We start from the raw sequence: 22,092 nt of genomic DNA on the forward strand, positions 1-22,092 counted from the left end.
CGCCCTCTGGCGTTTGCGACATTGTCGGTGCTGGTTCTTTCCACCGGCGTGCTCGGCGCAACAGAGACGCTTGTCGAGCAGTTGGACGATCCCGCGCTGCTAGTGCCAGAGGAAGCACTCCTTGACGAAGCAGCCACCGGCACGGTCAGAGCCAAACCCCTCGAATCCGGCACGGACGTCGAGCGCTTCTGCTCCAACATCGCCGACGCCGCGCGCGATCGCCGCTACGCCCTGCAGAAGGACGAGTTGCAGGTCCTTCAGCAGGAGATCGACAAGCGTATCGCGGCGCTGGAGGAAAAACGCGCAGAGTATGAATCCTGGCTCAAGCGGCGCGAGGATTTCCTGGCCAAGGCGAAAGAGGATGTCGTCAAGATCTATTCCGGCATGAAGCCCGACGCCGCCGCGGAACGCCTAGCTGAGATGGACGCCGTGCTCGCCGCCAGCATCCTGATGCAGATAGAGCCGCGCAAGGCCGGCGTGATCCTGAACGAAATGGAGCGCAAGGCGGCGGCCATGCTGACCGGCGTCATGGCTGCGGCATCGCGCAGGACCGACCCATCATGATCCGCGCTCTTCTCACCCTACTCGTCGCATCGCTGCTGGCCGGTTGCGGCAGCCTCAAGGAGATCGGCCGCGAGCCGGAGCTGTCTCCGGTCGGCTCGGGCCTCGAAAGCGCCCCTCCACCGCCTGCTACCTATGCCGGCTATCCAGCAGCACCCGAGAAGCGCTTCTCCCTGTGGAACGACCGGCAGAGCCGGCTGTTTACGGACCCGCGCGCGCTATCGCCGGGCGACATCCTGACGGTACGCATCAAGATCAACGACCGCGCCCGCTTCAAGAACGAATCCGACCGCAAGCGCACCGCCAGCAGGTCCCTTGGCGGCTCCGTCGATTACGAATGGGACGGCATAGGCTCGAGTGGTGCCCTGGACGCCAGTGTCAACTCCTCTACCGCCGCGGCTGGCGATGGCGAGACGAAGCGCTCGGAGGATCTGGAGCTTTCCATCGCCGCCGTCGTCACCGAAGTCCTGGGCAACGGCAACCTGATCATCCAGGGATCGCAGGAAGTGCGTGTCAACGCAGAACTGCGCGTCCTGACCATCGGCGGCATCGTCCGGCCGATCGACATCGGACCGAACAACACAATCAATTACGAGCGCATCGCGGAAGCCCGCATCGCCTACGGTGGCCGTGGCCGGCTGACGGAAGTCCAGCAGCCGCCATACGGGCAACAGTTCCTGGACAAGGTATTGCCCTTCTGATGGCCGCCGCGGCGAAAAATCCTGCCATGGATGCGCCGCCGGCCAAGGGCGGCCCGTCGCTCGTCATCCAACTCGGCGTCCTCGTCGTGCTGACCGCCGCCGCCGCAGGCATGGGCTGGTTCTCGGGCGGTCTCCTGACCAGCGGCAAATCCGGCGAGGAAGCACACGCGCCAGCCGCCGGCGGACACGGCACGGAAGCCAAGGAAGGCGGCCATGAGGCGGCTGGGCCTGCCTCCGAAACGGTCATCGCTCTACCCGCCATCACCACGAACATCGCCTCTCCACCCGATGTCTGGGTCCGCATGGAGGTCTCTCTCGTGCTGGACGCGCCTCCCGAGACTGCGGACCTGGCAGGCGCGGTGTCGCAGGATCTCATCGCCTACATCCGCACGATCAAGATGCACGAGATCGAGGGAGCCAGCGGATTTCGTCATCTCAGGGAGAACCTCGACGAACGCGCGTCCATCCGCAGCGATGGCCACGTGAAGCAGGTTCTGATCAGGACGTTGCTGTTCGAATGAAGCGCCTCGCCCAGATTTCCGCCCTGATCGGCGTCCTGCTTTTCGCGGGCGCAACCGCTGCCTCCGCGCAGCAGCTCGATCTCGGCGCCATAGGCCAGGCGGACGGCACCACCATCGGCCGCATCATTCAGATGTTCGGCCTGCTCACCATCCTGTCGGTGGCGCCGGGCCTGCTCATCATGGTGACGAGCTTCACGCGCTTCGTCATCGCCTTTTCCATCCTGCGCGCCGGCATCGGCCTGCAGACCACGCCGGCCAACCTGATCATCGTCAGCCTGTCGCTGTTCATGACCTTCTACGTCATGGCCCCGACATTCGATCAGGCGTGGAACAACGGCGTCCGCCCGCTGATGGATAACCAGATCAACGAGACGGAGGCGTTCCAGCGCATTTCCGATCCGTTTCGCGGTTTCATGATCCGCAACGTGCGTGACGAGGACTTCAATCTCTTTGCTGATCTCGCCCGCGAGCGCGGCGACACCGTCGATCCGCAGAACGTCGACCTGCGCGTGCTGATCCCTGCCTTCATGATCTCGGAGATCCGGCGTGGTTTCGAGATCGGCTTCCTGATCGTGCTGCCCTTTCTTGTCATCGACCTGATCGTCGCCACCATCACCATGGCGATGGGCATGATGATGCTCCCGCCGACCGTCGTCTCTTTGCCGTTCAAGATCTTGTTCTTCGTGCTGATCGACGGCTGGAACCTGCTCGTCGGCAGTCTGGTGCGCTCATTCAGTTGACGCGCTTTTCGACCCCTCGATAAAAATCACAATCCGTTAACCACGTCCCTTATCCAAATCGCAGCTATCAACCTGCATTCTCTGCCCCACTAACTATGGCGGGTGAGCGCGGGGGACGCGATCATTGGCATGATGCCGTACCGCCATACCGGTCGAGCCGGTATGGGAAAAGCATTCGAGTAAGGGTACGGGTACCATGTCCAGCATTATGACCAATGCCTCGGCAATGACGGCATTGCAGACGCTCAACGCTACCAACAAGAACCTCGCCACCACGCAGTCGCGCATCTCCACCGGCTTCCGCGTTGCCGAAGCCTCGGACAACGCCGCCTACTGGTCGATCGCCACCACGATGCGTTCGGACCACAAGGCGCTTTCCACCGTTCAGGATTCGCTCGGTCTCGGCGCGTCGAAGGTCGACACCGCCTACACCGGCATGAACAAGGCCATCGAAACCGTCAACGAGATCAAGGTCAAGCTCGTCGCCGCCAATGGCGCCAGCGCCGCCGACAAGGAGAAGATCCAGGTCGAGATAAAGGCGCTGCAGGGCCAGCTCAAGAGCTATGCCGACGCCGCCACCTTCTCCGGCGCCAACTGGCTCTCGGTCACCTCCGACAAGACCGCTGCCGGCGCCAACGCCGGTACCGCCGATGCCGTCCAGCAGGACGTGAAGATCGTCTCGGCTTTCAATCGCTCGGCTGCCGGCACGGCTTCGCTCAGCACCATCGACGTCAAGATCGAAGGCATCAAGCTCTTCGACAACGGCACCGGCACCGCAGTCAAGAACGATGGTATCCTGGATCGCGAGACTCGCATCTGGAATACCACCGCTGCGCAGTCGGCATATGACACGAGCTATGCCGCATCGCTGGCTGCGGGCGATACAGACGCGGATGCCGACTTGGATGCCGACATGGCCGCACACGCCGCTGATATCACCGCCGGCGAACTGACCGGCGTTTCCGTCTATAACCTCGACGTCACGGCGGCAGGCGTCACCGACGGTTTCATCACCGGTATGCTGGCCAAGGTCGAAGGCGCTCTCAAGTCGATGACGACGGCCGCGACCAACCTCGGCGCAGCCAAGAGCCGCATCGACCTGCAGAAGACCTTCACCACCAGCCTGATGGACTCCATCGAGCGTGGCATCGGTCAGCTCGTCGATGCCGACATGAACAAGGAATCGACCCGCCTCCAGGCCCTGCAGGTCCAGCAGCAGCTCGGCGTCCAGGCGCTGTCGATCGCCAACGGCAACTCGCAGTCGATCCTCTCGCTCTTCCGCGGATAGCGCTCGAACAAGGGGCTTGGAAAAGGGGCCGCGCCATGCGCGGCCCTTTTTGCATTTCAGGACTGCTTCGGAAGGGTCGCAAAATCCAGCAAAAAGAATTCGTTAACCATGATGCTTATCCAATTCGCAGGGAGTGGCTGCGATAGTCCCGGGAGATGGCGGGTTGATCTCTTTTTTCTGGTCATGGGCATGATGCCGCTCCGTCATACCGGTCGATCCGGTATGCAAAAAAAGATCCGAGTAAGGGTACGAGTACCATGTCCAGCATCATGACCAACGCCTCGGCGATGACCGCGCTTCAGACGCTCAACGCCACCAACAAGAACCTCGCCACCACCCAGTCGCGCATCTCCACCGGCTTCCGTGTCGCCGAAGCTGCGGACAACGCCGCCTACTGGTCGATCGCCACGACGATGCGTTCGGACCACAAGGCGCTCTCCACCGTTCAGGATTCTCTCGGCCTCGGCGCTTCCAAGGTCGATACCGCCTACACCGGCATGCAGAAGGCCATCGACACCGTCAACGAGATCAAGGTCAAGCTCGTCGCCGCCAACGGCGCGTCGGCTGCCGACAAGGAGAAAATCGACGTCGAGGTCAAGGCGCTGCAGGGCCAGCTCAAGAGCTACGCCGACGCCGCCACCTTCTCCGGCGCAAACTGGCTGTCGGTCGATACAACGTCTGGCCACACGGCTGCCGGCACGTTCGACAACGTCAAGATCGTCTCGGCTTTCAACCGTTCGGCTTCGGGTGCTGTTTCTCTCGGCACCATTGACGTCAAGGTCCAGGACATCAAGCTGTACGACGCGGCATCTGCTGCGACAGGCCTGACGGATGGCATCCTCGACGCCCACCGTCTCGGCACCACCGGCGCACGTATCGCTGCCGGCGCCACGGTCGTGGCCGGCACGGACGCCGCTGGTGACACCTACACCGTTGCCACGCTCTCGGTCGCTGGTTTCTCCGATGCGCAGATCACCAAGCAGCTTGCGGTTGTCGAAGGCGCGCTGAAGGAAATGACGACGGCCGCGACCAACCTCGGCGCAGCCAAGAGCCGCATCGACCTGCAGAAGACCTTCACCACCAGCCTGATGGACTCCATCGAGCGTGGCATCGGTCAGCTCGTCGATGCCGACATGAACAAGGAATCGACCCGCCTCCAGGCCCTGCAGGTCCAGCAGCAGCTTGGTATCCAGGCGCTGTCGATCGCCAACGGCAACTCGCAGTCGATCCTCTCGCTCTTCCGCGGATAGTCCCCGAACAAGGGACTTGAAAAAGGGCCGCCATGCGCGGCCCTTTTTTTTGCATTTTGGTTGCTCGTTGTGGCCATCGCAAAGTCGAAAAAACAAGCAAAAATAGTCCGTTAACCACGCCCATTATCCAATTTGCAGCGATCGTCGGCGCATAGTTACTCCCATGGCGGGTTGATCTGGCGGGGACGCGATCATTGGCATGATGCCGTACCGTCATACCGGTCGGGCCGGTATGCAAAAAAGAATTCGAGTAAAGGTACAGGTACCATGTCCAGCATCATGACGAACGCCTCGGCGATGACGGCGTTGCAGACGCTCAACGCCACCAACAAGAACCTCGCCACCACCCAGTCGCGCATCTCCACCGGCTTCCGCGTTGCTGAAGCTTCCGACAACGCAGCCTACTGGTCGATCGCCACCACCATGCGCTCGGACCACAAGGCGCTCTCCACCGTTCAGGATTCGCTCGGACTCGGCGCTTCGAAAGTCGATACCGCCTACACCGGCATGCAGAAGGCCATCGACACCGTCAACGAGATCAAGGTCAAGCTCGTCGCCGCCAACGGAGCCAGCGCGGCCGACAAGGAAAAGATCGACGTCGAGGTCAAGGCGCTGCAGGGCCAGCTCAAGAGCTATGCCGACGCCGCCACCTTCTCCGGCGCAAACTGGCTGTCGGTCGATACGACGTCTGGCCACACGACGGCGGGCACGTTCAACGACGTGAAGATCGTCTCGGCTTTTAACCGTTCGGCTGCCGGCACCGCTTCGCTCAGCACCATCGACATCAAGGTGCAGGACATCAAGCTGTACGACGCCTTCGCAGGCGCCACCGGTGCTAACGACGGTATCCTCGACGCGACGCGCCTCGGCACCACGGGCGCTCGCTCGGCCACCGCACAGGTTCCGACCGCGGGTGCTGCGCCGGCCGCAGGCGACACCTATTCGGTCTCCAGCCTTTCGGTGAAAGACCACAGCGACGCGCAGATCACGCAGCAGCTGGCGGTTGTCGAAGGCGCGCTCAAGGAAATGACGACCGCCGCGACGAACCTCGGCGCCGCCAAGAGCCGCATCGACCTGCAGAAGACCTTTACCTCCAGCCTGATGGACTCCATCGAGCGTGGCATCGGTCAGCTCGTCGATGCCGACATGAACAAGGAATCGACCCGCCTCCAGGCCCTGCAGGTTCAGCAGCAGCTTGGTATCCAGGCGCTGTCGATCGCCAACGGCAACTCGCAGTCGATCCTCTCGCTCTTCCGCTAAGCGGAGCAAATCTCTTACCGGAAAGGGCCGCGAAAGCGGCCCTTTTTCATTGTGACCCGCCGTTCGCCTCTGCCGGCGCTTGCAACCCGGCAGTTGTTTGACACATCCTGCGCGGGGTTCAGTTCCCAGCGAGACGTCCATGCCAGCAGATCTGCCGGATCATCTCTACCTGTTCGGTCGCCTCCTTCTCGGCGGCCTTTTCGTGGTCGGTGGCATCGAACACTTTTTCATCCAACCTGTGCTGACAGGGATCATGGCCGGGCGGGGCGTTCCCGCTGCAAGGTCAGTCCTCATCCTCGGTTCGATCTGGCAGGTCATCTTCGGCCTGTTGTTCATCTTCGGCATCGTCCCGGCGCTTTCGGCGCTGGCGCTCGCCGTCTTCACGGCCCTCGCGTCGCTGATCTTTCTCGACTTCTGGAACAAGCAGCAGCCGGAGCGCAGCGCATTGCGCAACGCCTTGCTCTGCAACATCGCGATCATCGGCGCGCTCTTTATGGCCGCGGCGTCGGCTCTGTAAACGCGACCCGCCCCATTCCCCAGCCCAACCTTTTCGCGGCACCGGCGAAAAGGTTACCGGTAGGGAAATCCGCTTAATCCGCTGTTAACCATATCCGCGTAGTGATGGTTAACCAATCGCTATGGCGGGTGGACCATGACGGCAAGGCGGCATGAAGCAGCGACCGGCATGAGGCATTCCTTCAGGCGATAAATCCGGCTCGGGAAGCCGGGCAGGCTGTTCGAAGAAGGGGTGAGTATCGTGTCAAGCATCATGACGAACGCTTCGGCGATGACGGCGCTTCAGACGCTTAGCGCGACCAACAAGTCGCTCGAGGCTACCCAGAACCGCATCTCCACCGGCTATCGTGTTTCCGAAGCCAAGGACAACGCAGCCTACTGGTCGATCGCAACCACCATGCGATCCGACAACAAGGCCCTGTCGGTTGTTCAGGATTCCCTCGGGCTCGGAGCCTCCAAGGTCGATACGGCCTACACCGCCATGAACAAGATCATGGAGCGTGTGGACGAGATCAAGGTCAAGCTCGTCGCCTCGGTGGGCGCCAGCGAAGAGAACAAGGGCAAGATCCAGTCCGAAATCCAGGCGCTCCAGCTTCAGCTGAAGAGCTTCGCCGACTCCGCCAGCTTCTCCGGCACCAACTGGTTGTCGGTCAATTCCACGGTGGCTTCGGGCAACCCCTCCGCCGGCACCCACGCCAACGCCGAGATCGTGTCGTCCTTCACGCGCGACAATGCCGGCAATGTCGTGCTCTCCAAGATCAACATCAACGTCCAGTCCATCAAGCTCTATGACGCTGCCGCTACAACGGCCGAGACCCGCGGCATTGTCGAAGGTCTTCGCCTGGCATCGACCGGCGTGCGCGAGGATACCGCCGTGCAGGGTGTTGCCGGAACGTTGACGCCGGCGACCGACGGCTACTCCGTCTCGACGCTCACCGTCGTCGGCTTCACCGACACGCAGATCACGCAGATGATCACCGTCGCCGACCAGACGCTTGCCGAAATCGCGGACGCGGCGACGATGCTCGGCGCCGCCAAGAAGCAGATCGACCTGCAGAAGGAATTCACCACCAGCCTGATGGACTCCATCGAGCGAGGCGTGGGTCAACTGGTCGATGCCGACATGAACAAGGAATCGACTCGTCTGCAGGCATTGCAGGTTCAGCAGCAACTCGGTATTCAGTCGCTACAGATTGCCAACGGCAACGCGCAGTCGATTCTCTCGCTCTTCCGGAGCTAGACGCCTTCCATCCGTCAGGATTGAGCTCCCGGCCATTCGTCACACCGGACAGCTTGAACAGGGCCTGATCCGCTCTCCCTCCGGGAAGGCGTATCAGGCCCTAGCTTTTTGTTTCGCAAGAACTTTTCAGGTCGTGGCGTCAGCACTTTTTCCTGCCCTGAACGAGGCTGATTTCATCCTCGCACAAGCTTCGGGCCATACGGTCTCGGGACAAGCTTCGGATTGAATCGATCCGGCGTGAAAGCGAATGCGGGAGCAAAGGTCAGTGCCCGAGCAGTTGAACGCAATCATCCGGAACCTGCAGGAGTTCGGTCCGCGCCGCCTCGCCATGATGGGCGGCGTCGTCGCGCTGGTGCTCGCCGTCATCGCCGTCGCTTCCATCTATCTCAACCGTCCGGCTTACGAGACGCTTTACGTCGGCCTTGAACGCGCGGACGTGAACCAGATCGGCCTCGTGCTCGGCGAAGCCGGCATCGGCTTCGATGTCGCTTCGGACGGCACCACCGTTCTCGTTCCCGCCGGCACCACCGCGCAGGCGCGCATGCTGCTTGCGGAGAAGGGCCTGCCGACGAGCTCCAATGCCGGCTACGAACTGTTCGACAATGTCGGCTCGCTTGGCCTGACATCCTTCATGCAGCAGATCACCCGTGTTCGCGCGCTCGAAGGCGAGATCGCCCGCACCATCCAGTCGCTCGCCGGCATCCGCGCCGCGCGCGTCCACATCGTGATGTCGGAGCGCGCCAACTTCCGCCGAGACGAACAGAAGCCGTCCGCCTCCGTCGTCATTCGAGCATCGGAGACGGATTCGCGCCGCGCCGCCGCCTCGATCCGCCACCTCGTCGCGGCAGCCGTTCCCGGCCTCAATTCGGAAGACGTCACGGTGCTCGATTCCGGCGGCAACCTTCTCGCTGCCGGCGATGATCCGAACAACGGAACGGCCAGCGCCACCTTCGGCGTCGAGCGCACCGTGGAAATGCAGATCGAGGACAACATCCGCCGCGCCCTGGCTCCGTATCTGGGCCCCGAGAATTTCCGCGCCAGCGTCAAGGCAGACGTCAACACCGACCAGCGCCAGACAGAGGAAACCATCTTCGATCCGGAATCGCGCGTCGAACGCTCGATCCAGACGGTTCGCTCGAACGAAAACAACAGCCAGAAATCGGCGGGCGCCACGACGACCGTCGAGCAGAACCTTCCCGAGGCGGACCCCACCACCAGCGAGGGACCGCAGTCCTCCTCCGAGTCTGACCGCAAGGAGGAAACGACCAACTACGAGATCAACTCCAAGCGCATTGCCACCGTCAGCAACGGCTACTCGGTCACCAAGATGTCGATCGCCGTCGTCGTCAACCGCGAGCGCCTGACCGCCATCCTCGGCGCCGACGCCACGCCCGAGAAGATCGGCGAGCGCGTCGCCGAGATCCAGAAGCTTGTCGCGTCGGCCACGGGCTTGAGCGAAACACGCGGCGACATCATCAACGTTTCCGCCGTCGAGTTCATCGACGGCCTCGACGGCGTTCCGGTCGAAGGCCCCGGTATCATGGCTTCCGTCGGCCAACACGCCGGCACCATGATCAATGCCGCCGCCTTCATCGTCGTCGTATTCCTCGTCGCCTTCTTCGGCTTGCGGCCCATGGTGGCCGCGATCGGTGGCGGCCGTGCGGAGACCGCGTCGCTCGCCGGTCCGAGCTTCGAGGAAGTGCAGCGCTCGCTGCCCGGTCCGGACGCTCCGGAGGTCCAGGCGTCCCCCGCCATCTCGGCTCCGACACCGCTCGACGAACTGCGCCAGAAGATCCGCCCCGCCCCGCAGGACCGGCTCGCCCGCATGGTTGACCTGAATGAGGAGCGCACGGCGCTGATCCTGCGCAAGTGGGCGCATCAGGAGGAGGCCGCGTGACAGCGCTCGCGCTCTCCGATGTGCTGATGGATTTCGGAACGCGGCCCAAAGCGGCCGCGAGCCCCATTCTTCGACCTGAGCCGGCCCCGCCCCCCGCGCCCACTACGGAAGAGATCGTCGCTGCGGCCGTAGCCGACGCCGAGCACGCGACTGCGGAAAGGCTGGCCCTTGCCCACGCCGCCGAGATCGAGGAGATGCGGCAAGCCCATGCGTCTGAAATGGACGCCGTCCTGCGCCAGATCGGGCAGGCCGCCGGCGAGACGATCGCCCAGCGCCTCGACCGCATGCAGGAGACCGTGAGCCAGGAGGCTTCGGAGACGGTCGCCCGCATCCTCGGCTCATTCATGAGCGACGAGTTGCAGAAGCGCTCGATCGAAAGTCTGGCGGCATCCATCCGTGCCGCCGTCGCCGGGCGTGAAACCTTCCGTATCGAGATTCGCGGACCGCAGTCGCTCTACGAGGCGCTTCAGGCCGCGCTGGGCGAGCGGGCAGCCAATTTCAGCTTCGTCGAGCTTCCCGGCTTCGATCTTTCGGTCACGGTCGACGGCACCCTGTTTGAAACGCGACTGTCCGAATGGGCGTCGATCCTGGCGGAAATTCTCGAATGAGCACCTTGTCTGCTGGCGAGGAACCGCGCCAGGAAATCATCATCGTCCGGCGCAACCACGACCACGACGAAGGTCACCACGGTGGCGTCTGGAAGATCGCCTTCGCCGACTTCATGACGGCCATGATGTGCTTCTTCCTCGTCATGTGGCTGATCAACGCCGCCAACGAGCAGACCAAGGCCGCCGTCGCCAGCTACTTCAACCCGGTCAAGCTCATCGACCGCAACTCCAACAAGAAGGGTCTGGAGGAACTGGGCGAAGGTCCCAATGCGGCGGGCATAGCCGACATCAGCCAGTCTTCGCCGAGCACGAGTTCCGGCGAGGACGGCAAGAGCAATCCCAGCGAAGTCTCGACCAAGGACGTCGCCGACAAGGACAAGAACGAGACCCACACCGACGAGCACCTTTTCGCCAATCCCTACGCCGTCCTGTCCGAGATCGCCAAGGAAACCGGCCTCCTCCAGAACGTCAGCGCCAAGGGCGAAGGCGGCGCGCAGACCTCCGGTCCCTCGACAGGCGCGCAGGGCGGCGAGGCATACCGCGATCCGTTCGCGCCCGATTTCTGGAGCGAGCAGATGGTGTTGCGCGGCAACACCGCCGAAGGCAACCAGCCGTCCGGAACCGGGGCTGCGGAAGCCAGGACGGCGCTGCCCCCTATGGCGGGCGCGCCCTCGGACGCCGCCCCGCTCGAGCCGCTTGCCCGCGCAGAGGTAAAACCTCAGGCAAAGTCGGCAACCGAAGGCAAGCCGGCGGAAGAGATCAACGGCGAAGCAAGCGCGAAGGCCATCGAGGTCGCCGGCCAGATCCGAGCGAAGCTCGCCGCAGCTCTGGGCCCGGACAGCAAGCTCGCCGAGGGACTGACCGTCGTCGCCGACAAGAAAGGCGTCACCGTGTCCGTCGCCGACCAGTTCGATTTCGGCATGTTCGAGATCGGTTCCGCCGTCCCACGCCGCGATATGGTGCTGGCCATGGAGAAGATCGGCAAGATTCTCTCGGAGCAGAAGGGATCGCTGTCGATCGAGGGCCACACCGACGCCCGTCCGTTCCGCAACGAGACCTACGACAACTGGCGCCTGTCGACCGCACGCGCCCACTCCGCCTACTACATGCTGGTCCGTGGCGGCATCGACGAAGCCCGTATCGGCACCGTTTCCGGTCACGCCGATCGCAGGCTCAAGGACAAGGCCGACCCGCTCGCCGCCGTCAACCGGCGCATCGACATCCTGCTGGAAATCGAAGGGTAGCGGTTATGATCGCTGCTTCGCGAAACAATTCAACGCGTCGACGAAGGCTGGCCGGCCTTCGGTCCTGCGGGCTTGCCCTGCCCTTTTTCGCAATGCCTGCTTTCGCAGCGGAAAAACCGCCCGAGAACGACGCGCCGCGCGTCGTGGAGCCATCATCCCATGCGTCTGACACCGAAACCCAAGCGCATGCCGGCGCCTTGCAGCCCTATCAGATCATGCGTTCGCTCGAGCGCGTCCAGGACCGCCTCGTCCTTGGCGATCACGCCTCGCAGCCTATGCAGCACACGCTCATCCAGATGGCTGATGCAAGTTTCGCCACGCGTGAAAGCGCGCATTTCGAGAACGAGCTGAACCGCCGCGCGCTGGTCGTCTACGCGATGTCGGGCGGCAATCCCGTCACCTTGGAGGCCGCACTCCCTCTTCTCGGCAAGGATGATCCGAACCGAACCCTCGGCGAGAAGATCCTGTTCTACGTCAACGGCAAGCCGAAGGAGGCCATGCAGGCTTTCGGCTCCGTCGATCCGACAACCTATCCGCCTGACGTCGGCATGTATGTCGCGCTCATCAAGGGATCGATGATGTCGGAGGCGGAGCCGGCAAATGCGCTGGCCCTGCTGGACCGCGCGCGCCTGCTGGCGCCCGGCACCCTGGTTGAGGAAGCGGCGCTGCGCCGTTCGCTGGCTGCCGCCACCCGTCTGCAGGACGCGAGCCGTTTCGCGCGCCTGTCGGAACAATATGTGCGCGGCTACCTCCGCTCGCCTTATGCTAGCCAGTTCGCCGACGCCTTCGTGGCCGGCATCGTGGCGCTGCAGGAGACCATCGATCGCAAGCGCGTCGTCGACATCGTCACGCTGATGGACACCGAACAGCAGAAGGTCATCTACCTGCGCATCGCGCGCCGCGCCGCGATCGACGGCCTTGTAGATCTCGCGGCGTTCGCCGCCACGCAGGCCGAGATGCTGGCTGACGATCCGCGCGCCGAGCTCTATGCCGGCCTGTCGCTGGTCACCTCTGGCAAGGTCGACGAGGTCGTGGGCAAGCTGGACAAGATCGACCGCGACAGTCTGTCGGACAATGACCGTGAGCTGCTCGACGCGGCCAACGCCATCGCCGCCGGCCTTGTTGCCCGAGACGGCGCCACGATGCCTCAAAGCGAACCACCGGTCCGCGCGGTCGGTCCGGAACCCGTCGTCGCAGTCCCGCCCGCGGATCAGGCGATCGCACCGGAAGCAGCCGCGCCCTCTCCGCCCACACCAGCCGCCGGCAAGGCCGTGGACCAGACGGTCGAGCAGGCCGAAATCGTGATCGCATCGACGCGCGAGAAGCTGGCCGAGATAGACAAGCTGATTGGAGACATGCCGGAATGACGAGTGGCGTAAAGCAGGCGTTGCCGCTGCTTTCAATTCCGAAGGCAGGGGTCGAGGGCAAGGCCGTCCCCGGTCGCAAGGGCGGCCCGGACTTCATGGAGGCCCTCGGCAAGCTTGTCGAAAATGACCGCTCTGCCGACACAAAGCACGCAAGGACCACATCGCAGGAGAACGATCTCCGTTCCGGCTGGCCCCGGTTCGCGAACCGTCTCGATGCCTCCGAGGATCAGGCCACGCAGTCCGCATCGCCCCTCGCAAGATCGGCAGGTTCGACAACCGCCGAAACAGAAGACACATCAGCCGGAGACGACGCGGCGAAAACGGAGCAGGACGACACGACCAGCGTCCGCGGCTCGGTGCTACAGGCTGAAGTGCATAGCCCAGACGAAATGAGCGCCCCTGGCGAAAAGCGACAGGCAGCTCCTGCCGTCAGAGCAGACAGCGATGCATCCGCCACCGCAGAAACCGCAGCGCCCACGACAGCCGCGACAGTTCTCGCCTCCGCGAACCGTCCACCGGAAAAGCCCGCATCGACTGGACGCACCCCTGCGATCGCCGCATCCGGATCGAATGAATCGAAGCAGGCCGACGAAACTGGAGCCGACGACCCCGCCACGGTCCGAGACTCCGCGAAATCGCCATCCTTCGTGCCCATGGGCCGCGGCCAGCAGGCCGAGCCTATCCGGTTCGAGCCGGTGACCCGACCCGTCGCCGACAGCACGCAGCCGTCGTCCGGCAAGGATAAGGCAGAGACAGAAGCACTTCCGGGCAAGGACGCCGCTCCCGCGCCGCGCATAACCGTCGTCTCGCAGCAGAACATCCCCGCCCCGACTGCTTCGACGGCCGTGGTTCTGATCGAGACCATCGCCGCCAGCGATCTGCTGGAGCCCGCCGTTGCGAAATTCTCGTTCGACCCGATTCACGTTTCCGTATCATCGGCTTCCGCCCAGTCTCTGAAGATCCAGTTGCACCCAGCCGAACTCGGCATGGTCACGGCGACACTCCGTTTCGCCGGCGAGCAGCTGTCCATTGAACTCAAGGTTGAAAATCAGGAGGCCTACCGGCGTCTGTCGTCCGACAGCGACATCATTGTGAACTCTCTGCGTGACCTCGGCTACGACATCGACCGTGTAACGGTCCTCCAGCCTTCGGCCCCCGCACCGGGCGCAAAGGCGGACGCATCCTTGCCGATGACACCGTCCCAGGGACGTTCCGCGGAACAGTTCGGCCAAGGCGCAAACGGCGAGCATGCCGGCTCCGGCGGCCGTCCTTCGGGAGAAGACCGGAGCGCGCGGCACGGCGGACAGCAGGGTCCCACACTTGCGCAAAGGGAGTCGGCTGGCGGCGTTTACATCTAGGCTCAGCTTCGCTCTCGAAACACTTTAATTCAGCCTGAAGTGATGCAACCGGAGACTTTTTTCCCCTCCCGAAAAAAGGGGGGCAAAAAATGACGGTTAGGCAAGATTCACCCTGCGCGTTACGCCTTTCACATCAGAGATGAATTCTGATTCGGAGGGCGGGCCGATGATAGTGATCGTAGACGAGCGTGAGCTCGTACAAGAAGGATATAACTCACTTTTTGACCGTGAAGGCGTTGCTACGGCATCGTTCGGATCGAACGCTTTCGGCGAGTGGGTTTCGAGTGCGGCGGACGAAGATCTTCAGTCGGTGCGCGCCATCCTGATCGGCGACTGCGACAAGGCTGCCGTCTCCCCCAGAAAGATCCGGGATCGCACCAAGGCGCCCGTCATCGCTCTCAGCGAACATCATTCCCTTGAGAACACGCTGATGCTCTTCGAGTCGGGCGTGGACGATGTCATCCGCAAGCCGGTTCACATCCGCGAAATCCTCGCGCGCATCACGGCAATCCGCCGCCGCGTTCAGGAGGAGCAGCAATATATCGAAGTCGGTTCGATGCGCATCTTCATGGACGGCCGCGAGCCGGAGATCGATGGCGAACCCATGCCGCTGCCGCGCCGCGAGCGCCGCATCCTCGAATATTTGGCAGCCAACCGCGGCCGTCGCGTCACCAAGACCCAGGTCTTCAACGCCATCTATGGAATCTTCGACGACGAGGTCGAGGAAAACGTCGTAGAGAGCCACATCTCCAAGCTGCGCAAGAAGCTGCGTGAGAAACTCGGCTTCGATCCGATCGACTCCAAACGCTTCCTCGGTTACCGGCTCGTCGGCTGATGGCTGGCGTCCGGCCTCCGCAGCCCGGTCGCCATCTTCGCGCCAGCTTCGCACAAGTCCGCTCGGCTATCCTGTTCTCCGGTCCAGTGCAAAGCGGGGAGAAGCCACGATGAGTCTCTACGGAATGATGCGTACCGGCGTTTCCGGCATGAACGCGCAGGCTAACCGCCTGTCGACCGTCGCCGACAACATCGCTAATTCCAGCACGACCGGCTACAAGCGCTCGTCGACCGAATTCTCCTCCCTCATCATTCCGTCCGCTGGCGGCAACTATCAGTCGGGCGGCGTCAACACGACGGTTCGCACCGCGATTTCGCAGCAGGGCGACCTCAAATACACTAACTCTGGTAGCGACCTCGCAATCAACGGCAACGGCTTCTTCGTTGTCGAGAGCGCCAGCGGCACGCCCTACCTCACCCGCGCCGGATCCTTCGTCCCGGATGGCAACGGCAATCTCATCAACGCCGCCGGCTTCTACCTGATGGGCTACAGCTTCGCGGCGGGACCGCCTGCGACGACTGCCAATGGCTTTGGCGGACTCGAGCGGGTATCCATCGCCCAGCAAGGGTTGATCGCCGAACCATCCACTCAAGGCACCTTCAAGGCAAATCTGCCGTCCGGCGCAGATATCGCAAGCGGCCCCTTGCCTTCATCCAACGATCCCAACGCCGTCGCCACGCAGAAAAGCTCGCTGGTAGTGTACGACAACCTCGGCAACGAGGTGATGCTCGACATCCACTATACCAAGACCGCCGACAACACTTGGGAAGTCGCGGTTTACAACCAGGCCGGCGCGGCGCCAGGCGCTCCGTTCCCCTATTCGGCGGGCTCGCTGCTCACGACCTCGACCCTGACTTTTGACGGCACGACCGGCGCGCTGACCTCACCGGCTGGTGGCATAAACATCACGGTCCCCGGCGGCCAGCCCTTCAATCTGTCGCTTGACGGGATGACGCAGCTCGGCACCGGCTACACCGAACTGTCAGTCGTCGCGAACGGCGCTGCGCCAAGCGGGATCGAGAGCGTCGAGATTGCGGCGGATGGAACAGTATACGCCTACTACGAAAACGGCTCCTTTCTGGAGCTTTACCGCGTCCCGCTCGCCAATGTTCAGAGCCCCGACCAGCTTACCGTCTTGCCCGGCAACGTCTTCACCCTGAGCGCCAACTCGGGCGACCTGCAGATGGGCTTCCCCGGCAGCAACGGTCTCGGCTCGGTTGTTTCCGGCGCACTCGAAAACTCAAACGTCGATATCGCGGAGGAACTCACCAACATGATCGAGTCCCAACGCAACTACACCGCCAATTCCAAGGTGTTCCAGACCGGAGCCGACCTGATGGATGTCCTCGTCAACCTCAAGAGGTAGTGGCGTTCCGAACGTAAGCGGGAGCCCCTGATTTCGCATGTCGCTGTCATCTGCCCTTAACATCGCGCAGTCGTCGCTCAGGAACACTGCCCGGCAGACCAGTGTCGTTTCCCGCAACGTCCTCGAGGCCAGCAATCCCGACTACAGCCGGCGCATGGCGGTCACCACCGCCTCTCCCGGCGCGCGCTCCGTGGAGATCCAGCGCGCCGCCAACGAACAGCTCTTCCGCCAGAACCTGGCAGCGCTGTCGGCCTTCAACGGCCAGAGCACGCTCTTCAACGGCATGGAGCGGCTCAACCTGATGGTCAACGGGGTGGACAACTCCACCTCGCCCGCCACTGCGATCGGCAAGCTGCAGGAAGCTCTTCAGCTTTATTCCGCCTCGCCATCGAACAAGAACCTCGCCGAGAATACGCTCGACGCCGCGCGCCAAGTCGTCCGCACGCTGAACGACGGCACGACCGCCATCCAGAGTTTCCGCACGGCCGCCGACCAGGAGATCGGCACCGCTGTCAACGAACTCAACGACCTGCTCTCCCAGCTCGAAACCGCCAACAACGCTGTCGTCACCGGCACGCGCACCGGCAAGGACACATCCGATGTGCTCGACCAGCGCGACGCCATCGTCAAGAAGATCGCCGAATACGTTCCTGTCTCCACCTACACGCGCGCCGACAACGATCTGGTCGTTCTGACCAAGGACGGCTCGATGCTGTTCGAAACCGTGCCGCGAAAGGTCAGCTTCACACCTTCCGGCGTTTACGCGCCGGGCACCACCGGCTCGAAAGTCTATATCGACGGCGTTCCCGTCGCGCTCGGCACCGGCGGTAACACCGACGCGTCAGGCCGCCTCGCCGGTATGATCCAGCTTCGTGACGGCGTCACCACCACGATGCAGAGCCAGCTCGACGAAGTCGCGCGCGGCCTCATCACTGCCTTTTCCGAAACCTCGCCCGGCGGCGTCCTGCCGAACCAGACAGGCCTGTTCACATGGTCGGGCGGACCCGCCGTTCCCGCCGCCGGCACACTCGTCACCGGGCTGGCCGGACAGATACGCCTGAATCCCGCGCTAGATTCCGCGCAGGGCGGCAATCCCGAACTTCTGCGGGACGGTGGAGCCAATGGCGCCGGCTATGTCCACAACACCGGCAACAACGCAGCCTATTCCAGCCTGCTCATAGGCTACGGCGAACGCCTCGACGCGCCGATGACATTCGACCCGGCAGCCGGCCTTGAATCCAGCTCGACGCTCGGTGACTACGCCACATCTTCGATCGGCTGGTTCGACGGCCTGCGCAAATCCGCATCCAGCGCCGCCGATTCCAAGGAGGCTCTCGCCGTCCGCACCGCCGAGGCGCTGTCTAACGAGACCGGCGTCAACATCGACCAGGAGATGTCGCTCTTGCTCGACCTCGAACATTCCTACGAGGCTTCCTCCCGATTGATCCGCGCCGTGGACGAGATGTTCGCCGCCCTGCTGGGCGCGGTGAGGTAGCGCCATGAAAACAACGCTTGTCTCGACCCTTTCCAGTTCGCAGTCCCTTCGCTACTCGACGATGCGCACGCAGGTCGACCTGGTGAAGGCGCAGAAGGAGCGCGACACCGGCAAGGTCTTCGACAGCGGCATCGCGCTTGGCGCGCGCACGGCGCAGACCGTGACCTTCGCCCGCGACGTGGAGCGCCTCAACGGTATCGTCGATTCGAATGGCATCGTCTCCGCCCGCCTCAAGGCGACGCAGGATTCGCTGACTTCCATGACCGGCATCGCCGAGCAACTGCTCGGCGTGCTCACCGCCAATGCCTCGGGAGACGCTGCACCTTCGGTAACACGCGATGCCGGCAAATCGGCGCTGGCCGCGCTGACATCCGTCCTCAACACGCCGTTCAACGGTGAATACATCTTCGCCGGCATCAACACCGACGTGAAACCGATCGACGCCTTCGCATCCGGTTCGCCGGCAAAGACCGCCTTCGACACGGCGTTCCAGACGCATTTCGGCTTCTCGCAAAGCGATCCGCAGGCCGCCAGCATCTCGGCCGCCGACATGGAAACCTTCATCACGACAGCGCTGGAGCCGCAGTTCCTCGGCTCCGGCTGGCAGGCCAACTGGTCGAGCGCGACGGACCAGACCATCGTCAGCCGCATCGCGCTCAACGAAACCGCGTCGACCTCGGTCAGCGGCAACAACGACGCCATCCGCAAGCTCGCCATGGCCGCCGCCTCGATCGGCGATCTCTTCGACGCCAATCTCAGCGAAGCCGGCCGCAACGCGCTGGTCAACCAGATGGTCGGCGTCGTCGGCGAGGCGATCGCCTCTCTCGCCGCTTTGCAGTCGGAAACAGGCGTCGTCGAACAACGCGTCGACGCCGCGAGCGACCGCATAAAGGTGCAGGCCGATCTATTCGAGCGGCTCATCATCGACACGGAAGGCGTCGATCCCTACGAGGCGGCAAGCCGCGTCAGCGACCTCCTCTCGCAACTCGAGACTTCCTACGCAATTACCGCGCGCATCCAGCAGCTCAGCCTGCTGCGCTTCCTGGGATAAGGGACGGGGACCATTTCATGTATCAGTTTTCCTACGCCGACATCCAGACCGACTCGGTCGCCGACGCCAAGGATCGCGAACGCCAGCTCCTGACCCGCTCCATCGACATGCTTGTCGCCGCCCGCGCCGTGGGAACCGACTCCCAGGAAGCGGTGGAAGCGATCCACTTCCTCAACCGCGTCTGGAGTACGCTCGTCGAGGATCTCGGCAGCCCCGAGAACGCCCTGCCCAAGGAACTGCGCGCCAACCTCATCTCCATCGGCCTCTGGCTGTTGCGCGAGGCCGAGGACGTGCGCCAGGGCCGCTCCGATAATTTCGACGGACTGATCGAAGTCTCACAGATCATCAGGGACGGAATCCAATGAAGAACACGCTCAAGATTTCGCTAAAACCCGGCGAGAAGATCTATCTCAACGGCGCCGTCGTCCGCGTCGACCGCAAGGTCACGCTGGAATTGCTGAACGATGTGCAGTTCCTCCTCGAAAGCCATGTCCTCCAGATGGAAGAGGCCAACACGCCGCTCCGCCAGCTCTACTTCATCCTGCAGGTCATGCTGATGAACCCGACCGGCGCGAACGACGCCTACGACATGTTCCGCCGCTCGCTTCCACTGATGATCGCAAGCTTCAGCGATCCCGAAATCACCGGCACCCTGAAGCACATCGACCGGATGGTTGGCGAAGGCCACGTCTACGAGGCGCTGAAGGCAATCCGGGGCCTCTACCCGCTGGAACGCATGGCGCTCGGCGACAATGACGATTTCCCCGTCCCGCAACAGAAGATGGCTGCAGGAGCCGCGTTATGAGCATGGTCGTCAATCCAGCCGGCACCAGCACGTCTAACTACACCAATACAAACCAGACGGACGCGGCCAGCAAGACCCAGGTGGACTACCAGTCCTTCCTGAAGCTTCTCGTCGCGCAGATGAAGAACCAGGACCCGACCAACCCCATGGACTCGACGCAGTACATGGCGCAGCTCGCCTCCTTCAGCAATGTCGAGCAGGCGGTGCAGATGAACCAGAAGCTGGACCAGATGCTCCAGTCCAATGCACTCTCCCAGGCTGATGCCATCATCGGCCGAACGCTGACCTCGCAGGACGGCTCCATCACCGGTAAGGTGACCGAGGTGAAGCTTTATGCAGACGGCATCGTCGCCAAGCTGGACAATGGCAAGGAAGTCGTTGTGGGTGCAGGTGTCAGGATTTCCTGACATCGCTGCGCAAGACAGGGACGCCCGACCGTGAATGAAGCCGACGCACTCGATATCGTCCAGTACGCCATCTGGACCGTGCTCGTGGCGTCCGGCCCCGCGGTCGCTGCGGCCATGTTGGTCGGCGTTGGCATCGCGCTTGTCCAGGCGCTAACCCAGATTCAGGAAATCACGCTGACCTTCGTGCCGAAGATCGTGGCGATCATGCTGGTCGTCGCCCTCACCGGCCCGTTCATCGGCGCACAGATATCGGCCTTCACCAACGTCATCTTCGAGCGTATCGAGACCGGCTTCTGAGCCGATCTGGTGCCGGATTTGACAATCCTCGGATACCGGAGATGGTGACAGCATGGACAAGGCCAGCCTTTCTGACATCTACCACGGCTACATCGACTGCCTGAACGCGCAGGACTGGCAAAGGCTCGGACAATTCGTCCATGAAGACGCCGAGCACAACGGCCGGCCTTTCGGTCTCTCCGGCTACCGCGCCATGCTGGAATGCGACTTCGACCAGATTCCCGACCTCCGCTTCAACATCGCCTTGCTGGTATGCGACCCACCCTTTGTGGCTAGCCGCCTCGATTTTCACTGCTCGCCGCGCGGCGATTTTCTCGGCCTTCCCGTCGACGGGCGTCGGGTCGCGTTTTCCGAGAACGTCTATTATGAGTTCCTTGACGGAAAGATCGTGCGGGTCTGGTCGATCGTGGACAAGCTGGCGGTCGAACGCCAGCTCGCAACACTCTAAGCCACTCTCCGCGTCTCGTTCGCAAACGGACTAAGCCCCAGCCAGTTCTGCATCGCGCCGGCGATAGCCGGGTCGCCATCGAGTTCGATGGTGCCCGCGTCGATCTCGCTCCGCAGCTTGGCAAGCCCCATCCAGACCGCCGTCATCGTGCGCAGCGGCGAGCGCACGAGCAGGTCGATCTCGAAGCCCGGATCGAAGTAGCAGAGATCCACGACCGCGTTGTCGACCACCAGCCAAAAATTCTTTTTCGCGCCGGGAAGTTCGGGGTACTGAAACTGTATCGTGCATTTGCGTGGTGGCAGCGGCTTCACGATCAGGTTGCGGCGCATGTCCCACATCAGCAACGTCGGATCGAGGTTGCGCAGCGAGAGCTGCGATTCCACCCATCGCTGTCCCCAGATGCCGAGGGTCATCACGACCTCGCGCAGGTCCATGCCTGCTGGCGTCAACGTATAGTCCACCGTCCCGCCGCGTCTCTCGACGGCCACGATGCCAGCTTTTTCCAATTCTTTCAGTCGTTTGGAAAGAAGCGCCGGTGACATACGCGGCACGCCACGCCGCAGGTCGTTGAAACGCGTGGTTCCCGCCATCAACTCTCGCAATATCAGGGGAGTCCATCGCGAACAGAATACTTCGGCTGCCATCGAGACCGGGCAGAACTGTCCGTAGCCACTGTGTTCAGGCATGCTCCACCCTTGTTGAAGTGAGACCTGCTTCCTGATGCTTCCAGGTATCGGCTTATTGCCGCCGTCAGTTTCAATGCTGTTACATGCGCCCGGCAGCGAACATTCTCCCGCTACACAACACCAGTACATTTCCTGAACTGGACGATCTCGC

The 22,092-nt window shown here is 62.8% G+C and carries 24 protein-coding genes; 23 read left to right on the forward strand and 1 reads right to left on the reverse strand.

Annotated features, from left to right (window positions below):
* The first annotated feature begins 27 nt into the window (after positions 1-27).
* The 23 genes from ABMA32_RS19830 (at position 28) to ABMA32_RS19940 (ending at position 21,255) form a co-directional block, all read left to right on the forward strand.
* Positions 28-564 carry a MotE family protein gene (locus tag ABMA32_RS19830; protein ID WP_349015534.1) on the forward strand — a complete coding sequence of 179 codons (537 nt, stop codon included), beginning with the start codon at positions 28-30 and terminating at the stop codon, positions 562-564.
* Positions 561-1,262 (forward strand): flagellar basal body L-ring protein FlgH, encoded by a 702-nt coding sequence (gene flgH, locus ABMA32_RS19835; RefSeq protein WP_349015535.1) that lies wholly within the window; start codon positions 561-563, stop codon positions 1,260-1,262. The genes ABMA32_RS19830 and flgH overlap by 4 nt, the downstream gene beginning before the upstream one ends.
* Positions 1,263-1,288: 26 nt before the next feature.
* Complete coding sequence (locus tag ABMA32_RS19840; protein ID WP_349015536.1) at positions 1,289-1,783, forward strand: flagellar basal body-associated FliL family protein; 495 nt, start codon at positions 1,289-1,291, stop codon at positions 1,781-1,783.
* Entirely contained in the window at positions 1,780-2,523 is a 744-nt protein-coding gene (fliP, locus tag ABMA32_RS19845) for a flagellar type III secretion system pore protein FliP (protein ID WP_349015537.1), read from the forward strand. Before ABMA32_RS19840 ends, fliP begins: the two co-directional genes overlap by 4 nt.
* A 196-nt stretch (positions 2,524-2,719) precedes the next feature.
* Positions 2,720-3,811, forward strand: a complete 1,092-nt coding sequence (locus tag ABMA32_RS19850) for a flagellin N-terminal helical domain-containing protein (RefSeq protein ID WP_349015538.1) — start codon at positions 2,720-2,722, stop codon at positions 3,809-3,811.
* A gap of 257 nt (positions 3,812-4,068) precedes the next feature.
* Entirely contained in the window at positions 4,069-5,061 is a 993-nt protein-coding gene (locus tag ABMA32_RS19855; protein WP_349015539.1) for a flagellin N-terminal helical domain-containing protein, read from the forward strand.
* A 267-nt stretch (positions 5,062-5,328) separates the two neighbouring features.
* Positions 5,329-6,321 (forward strand): flagellin N-terminal helical domain-containing protein, encoded by a 993-nt coding sequence (locus ABMA32_RS19860; protein ID WP_349015540.1) that lies wholly within the window; start codon positions 5,329-5,331, stop codon positions 6,319-6,321.
* A gap of 139 nt (positions 6,322-6,460) precedes the next feature.
* On the forward strand, positions 6,461-6,838 hold the full coding sequence (locus ABMA32_RS19865) for a DoxX family membrane protein (protein ID WP_349015541.1): 378 nt from the start codon (positions 6,461-6,463) through the stop codon (positions 6,836-6,838).
* A gap of 240 nt (positions 6,839-7,078) precedes the next feature.
* Positions 7,079-8,077, forward strand: a complete 999-nt coding sequence (locus ABMA32_RS19870) for a flagellin N-terminal helical domain-containing protein (protein WP_349015542.1) — start codon at positions 7,079-7,081, stop codon at positions 8,075-8,077.
* 265 nt (positions 8,078-8,342) lie between these two features.
* The gene (gene fliF / locus ABMA32_RS19875) at positions 8,343-9,974 is read left to right on the forward strand and encodes a flagellar basal-body MS-ring/collar protein FliF (protein WP_349015543.1); all 1,632 of its coding nucleotides are present in this window, start codon (positions 8,343-8,345) and stop codon (positions 9,972-9,974) included.
* Positions 9,971-10,582, forward strand: coding sequence for a hypothetical protein (locus ABMA32_RS19880; protein ID WP_349015544.1), 612 nt, complete (start codon positions 9,971-9,973; stop codon positions 10,580-10,582). The genes fliF and ABMA32_RS19880 overlap by 4 nt, the downstream gene beginning before the upstream one ends.
* Positions 10,579-11,826, forward strand: coding sequence for a MotB family protein (locus ABMA32_RS19885; RefSeq protein WP_349015545.1), 1,248 nt, complete (start codon positions 10,579-10,581; stop codon positions 11,824-11,826). Before ABMA32_RS19880 ends, ABMA32_RS19885 begins: the two co-directional genes overlap by 4 nt.
* Positions 11,827-11,918: 92 nt before the next feature.
* Positions 11,919-13,193: a chemotaxis protein MotC gene (locus tag ABMA32_RS19890; RefSeq protein ID WP_349015546.1), complete on the forward strand. Its 1,275-nt coding sequence runs from the start codon at positions 11,919-11,921 to the stop codon at positions 13,191-13,193.
* Positions 13,190-14,551, forward strand: coding sequence for a flagellar hook-length control protein FliK (fliK, locus tag ABMA32_RS19895; RefSeq protein ID WP_349015547.1), 1,362 nt, complete (start codon positions 13,190-13,192; stop codon positions 14,549-14,551). The genes ABMA32_RS19890 and fliK overlap by 4 nt, the downstream gene beginning before the upstream one ends.
* A gap of 166 nt (positions 14,552-14,717) precedes the next feature.
* On the forward strand, positions 14,718-15,386 hold the full coding sequence (locus tag ABMA32_RS19900) for a response regulator transcription factor (RefSeq protein WP_349015548.1): 669 nt from the start codon (positions 14,718-14,720) through the stop codon (positions 15,384-15,386).
* A gap of 109 nt (positions 15,387-15,495) precedes the next feature.
* Positions 15,496-16,752, forward strand: coding sequence for a flagellar hook protein FlgE (locus ABMA32_RS19905; RefSeq protein ID WP_349015549.1), 1,257 nt, complete (start codon positions 15,496-15,498; stop codon positions 16,750-16,752).
* A gap of 37 nt (positions 16,753-16,789) precedes the next feature.
* Positions 16,790-18,247 (forward strand): flagellar hook-associated protein FlgK, encoded by a 1,458-nt coding sequence (gene flgK, locus ABMA32_RS19910; protein WP_349015550.1) that lies wholly within the window; start codon positions 16,790-16,792, stop codon positions 18,245-18,247.
* 4 nt (positions 18,248-18,251) lie between these two features.
* A complete protein-coding gene (locus ABMA32_RS19915; protein ID WP_349015551.1) occupies positions 18,252-19,298 on the forward strand; it encodes a flagellar hook-associated family protein in 1,047 nt (348 codons plus the stop codon).
* A 17-nt stretch (positions 19,299-19,315) separates the two neighbouring features.
* Positions 19,316-19,663, forward strand: coding sequence for a flagellar biosynthesis regulator FlaF (gene flaF, locus ABMA32_RS19920; protein WP_349015552.1), 348 nt, complete (start codon positions 19,316-19,318; stop codon positions 19,661-19,663).
* Positions 19,660-20,103: a flagellar biosynthesis repressor FlbT gene (gene flbT, locus ABMA32_RS19925; RefSeq protein ID WP_349015553.1), complete on the forward strand. Its 444-nt coding sequence runs from the start codon at positions 19,660-19,662 to the stop codon at positions 20,101-20,103. Before flaF ends, flbT begins: the two co-directional genes overlap by 4 nt.
* Before the next feature lie 2 nt (positions 20,104-20,105).
* A complete protein-coding gene (gene flgD, locus ABMA32_RS19930; RefSeq protein ID WP_349015962.1) occupies positions 20,106-20,510 on the forward strand; it encodes a flagellar hook assembly protein FlgD in 405 nt (134 codons plus the stop codon).
* Between the two features lie 30 nt (positions 20,511-20,540).
* On the forward strand, positions 20,541-20,807 hold the full coding sequence (gene fliQ / locus ABMA32_RS19935; RefSeq protein ID WP_349015554.1) for a flagellar biosynthesis protein FliQ: 267 nt from the start codon (positions 20,541-20,543) through the stop codon (positions 20,805-20,807).
* A gap of 52 nt (positions 20,808-20,859) precedes the next feature.
* Complete coding sequence (locus tag ABMA32_RS19940) at positions 20,860-21,255, forward strand: ester cyclase (RefSeq protein ID WP_349015555.1); 396 nt, start codon at positions 20,860-20,862, stop codon at positions 21,253-21,255.
* Here ABMA32_RS19940 and ABMA32_RS19945 read toward each other — a convergent pair.
* Positions 21,252-21,941, reverse strand: coding sequence for a winged helix-turn-helix transcriptional regulator (locus ABMA32_RS19945; RefSeq protein WP_349015556.1), 690 nt, complete (start codon positions 21,939-21,941; stop codon positions 21,252-21,254). The two genes, ABMA32_RS19940 and ABMA32_RS19945, sit on opposite strands and share 4 nt — an antisense overlap.
* Positions 21,942-22,092 lie beyond the last annotated feature (151 nt).

It is taken from the genome of Mesorhizobium quangtriensis (genome assembly GCF_040081925.1).
In the GTDB taxonomy this organism is placed as follows: Bacteria; Pseudomonadota; Alphaproteobacteria; order Rhizobiales; family Rhizobiaceae; genus Mesorhizobium_K; species Mesorhizobium_K quangtriensis.

Excerpts from the sequence above, each read along its gene's own strand:
- flgH (WP_349015535.1), top strand. The coding sequence starts at position 561 with ATGATCCGCGCTCTTCTCACCCTACTCGTCGCATCGCTGCTGGCCGGT.
- ABMA32_RS19840 (WP_349015536.1), top strand. The coding sequence starts at position 1,289 with ATGGATGCGCCGCCGGCCAAGGGCGGCCCGTCGCTCGTCATCCAACTC.
- fliP (WP_349015537.1), top strand. The coding sequence starts at position 1,780 with ATGAAGCGCCTCGCCCAGATTTCCGCCCTGATCGGCGTCCTGCTTTTC.
- ABMA32_RS19850 (WP_349015538.1), top strand. The coding sequence starts at position 2,720 with ATGTCCAGCATTATGACCAATGCCTCGGCAATGACGGCATTGCAGACG.
- ABMA32_RS19855 (WP_349015539.1), top strand. The coding sequence starts at position 4,069 with ATGTCCAGCATCATGACCAACGCCTCGGCGATGACCGCGCTTCAGACG.
- ABMA32_RS19860 (WP_349015540.1), top strand. The coding sequence starts at position 5,329 with ATGTCCAGCATCATGACGAACGCCTCGGCGATGACGGCGTTGCAGACG.
- ABMA32_RS19865 (WP_349015541.1), top strand. The coding sequence starts at position 6,461 with ATGCCAGCAGATCTGCCGGATCATCTCTACCTGTTCGGTCGCCTCCTT.
- ABMA32_RS19885 (WP_349015545.1), top strand. The coding sequence starts at position 10,579 with ATGAGCACCTTGTCTGCTGGCGAGGAACCGCGCCAGGAAATCATCATC.
- ABMA32_RS19890 (WP_349015546.1), top strand. The coding sequence starts at position 11,919 with ATGCCTGCTTTCGCAGCGGAAAAACCGCCCGAGAACGACGCGCCGCGC.
- fliK (WP_349015547.1), top strand. The coding sequence starts at position 13,190 with ATGACGAGTGGCGTAAAGCAGGCGTTGCCGCTGCTTTCAATTCCGAAG.
- ABMA32_RS19900 (WP_349015548.1), top strand. The coding sequence starts at position 14,718 with ATGATAGTGATCGTAGACGAGCGTGAGCTCGTACAAGAAGGATATAAC.
- ABMA32_RS19905 (WP_349015549.1), top strand. The coding sequence starts at position 15,496 with ATGAGTCTCTACGGAATGATGCGTACCGGCGTTTCCGGCATGAACGCG.
- flgK (WP_349015550.1), top strand. The coding sequence starts at position 16,790 with ATGTCGCTGTCATCTGCCCTTAACATCGCGCAGTCGTCGCTCAGGAAC.
- ABMA32_RS19915 (WP_349015551.1), top strand. The coding sequence starts at position 18,252 with ATGAAAACAACGCTTGTCTCGACCCTTTCCAGTTCGCAGTCCCTTCGC.
- flaF (WP_349015552.1), top strand. The coding sequence starts at position 19,316 with ATGTATCAGTTTTCCTACGCCGACATCCAGACCGACTCGGTCGCCGAC.
- flbT (WP_349015553.1), top strand. The coding sequence starts at position 19,660 with ATGAAGAACACGCTCAAGATTTCGCTAAAACCCGGCGAGAAGATCTAT.
- flgD (WP_349015962.1), top strand. The coding sequence starts at position 20,106 with ATGGTCGTCAATCCAGCCGGCACCAGCACGTCTAACTACACCAATACA.
- ABMA32_RS19940 (WP_349015555.1), top strand. The coding sequence starts at position 20,860 with ATGGACAAGGCCAGCCTTTCTGACATCTACCACGGCTACATCGACTGC.
- ABMA32_RS19945 (WP_349015556.1), bottom strand. The coding sequence starts at position 21,941 with ATGCCTGAACACAGTGGCTACGGACAGTTCTGCCCGGTCTCGATGGCA.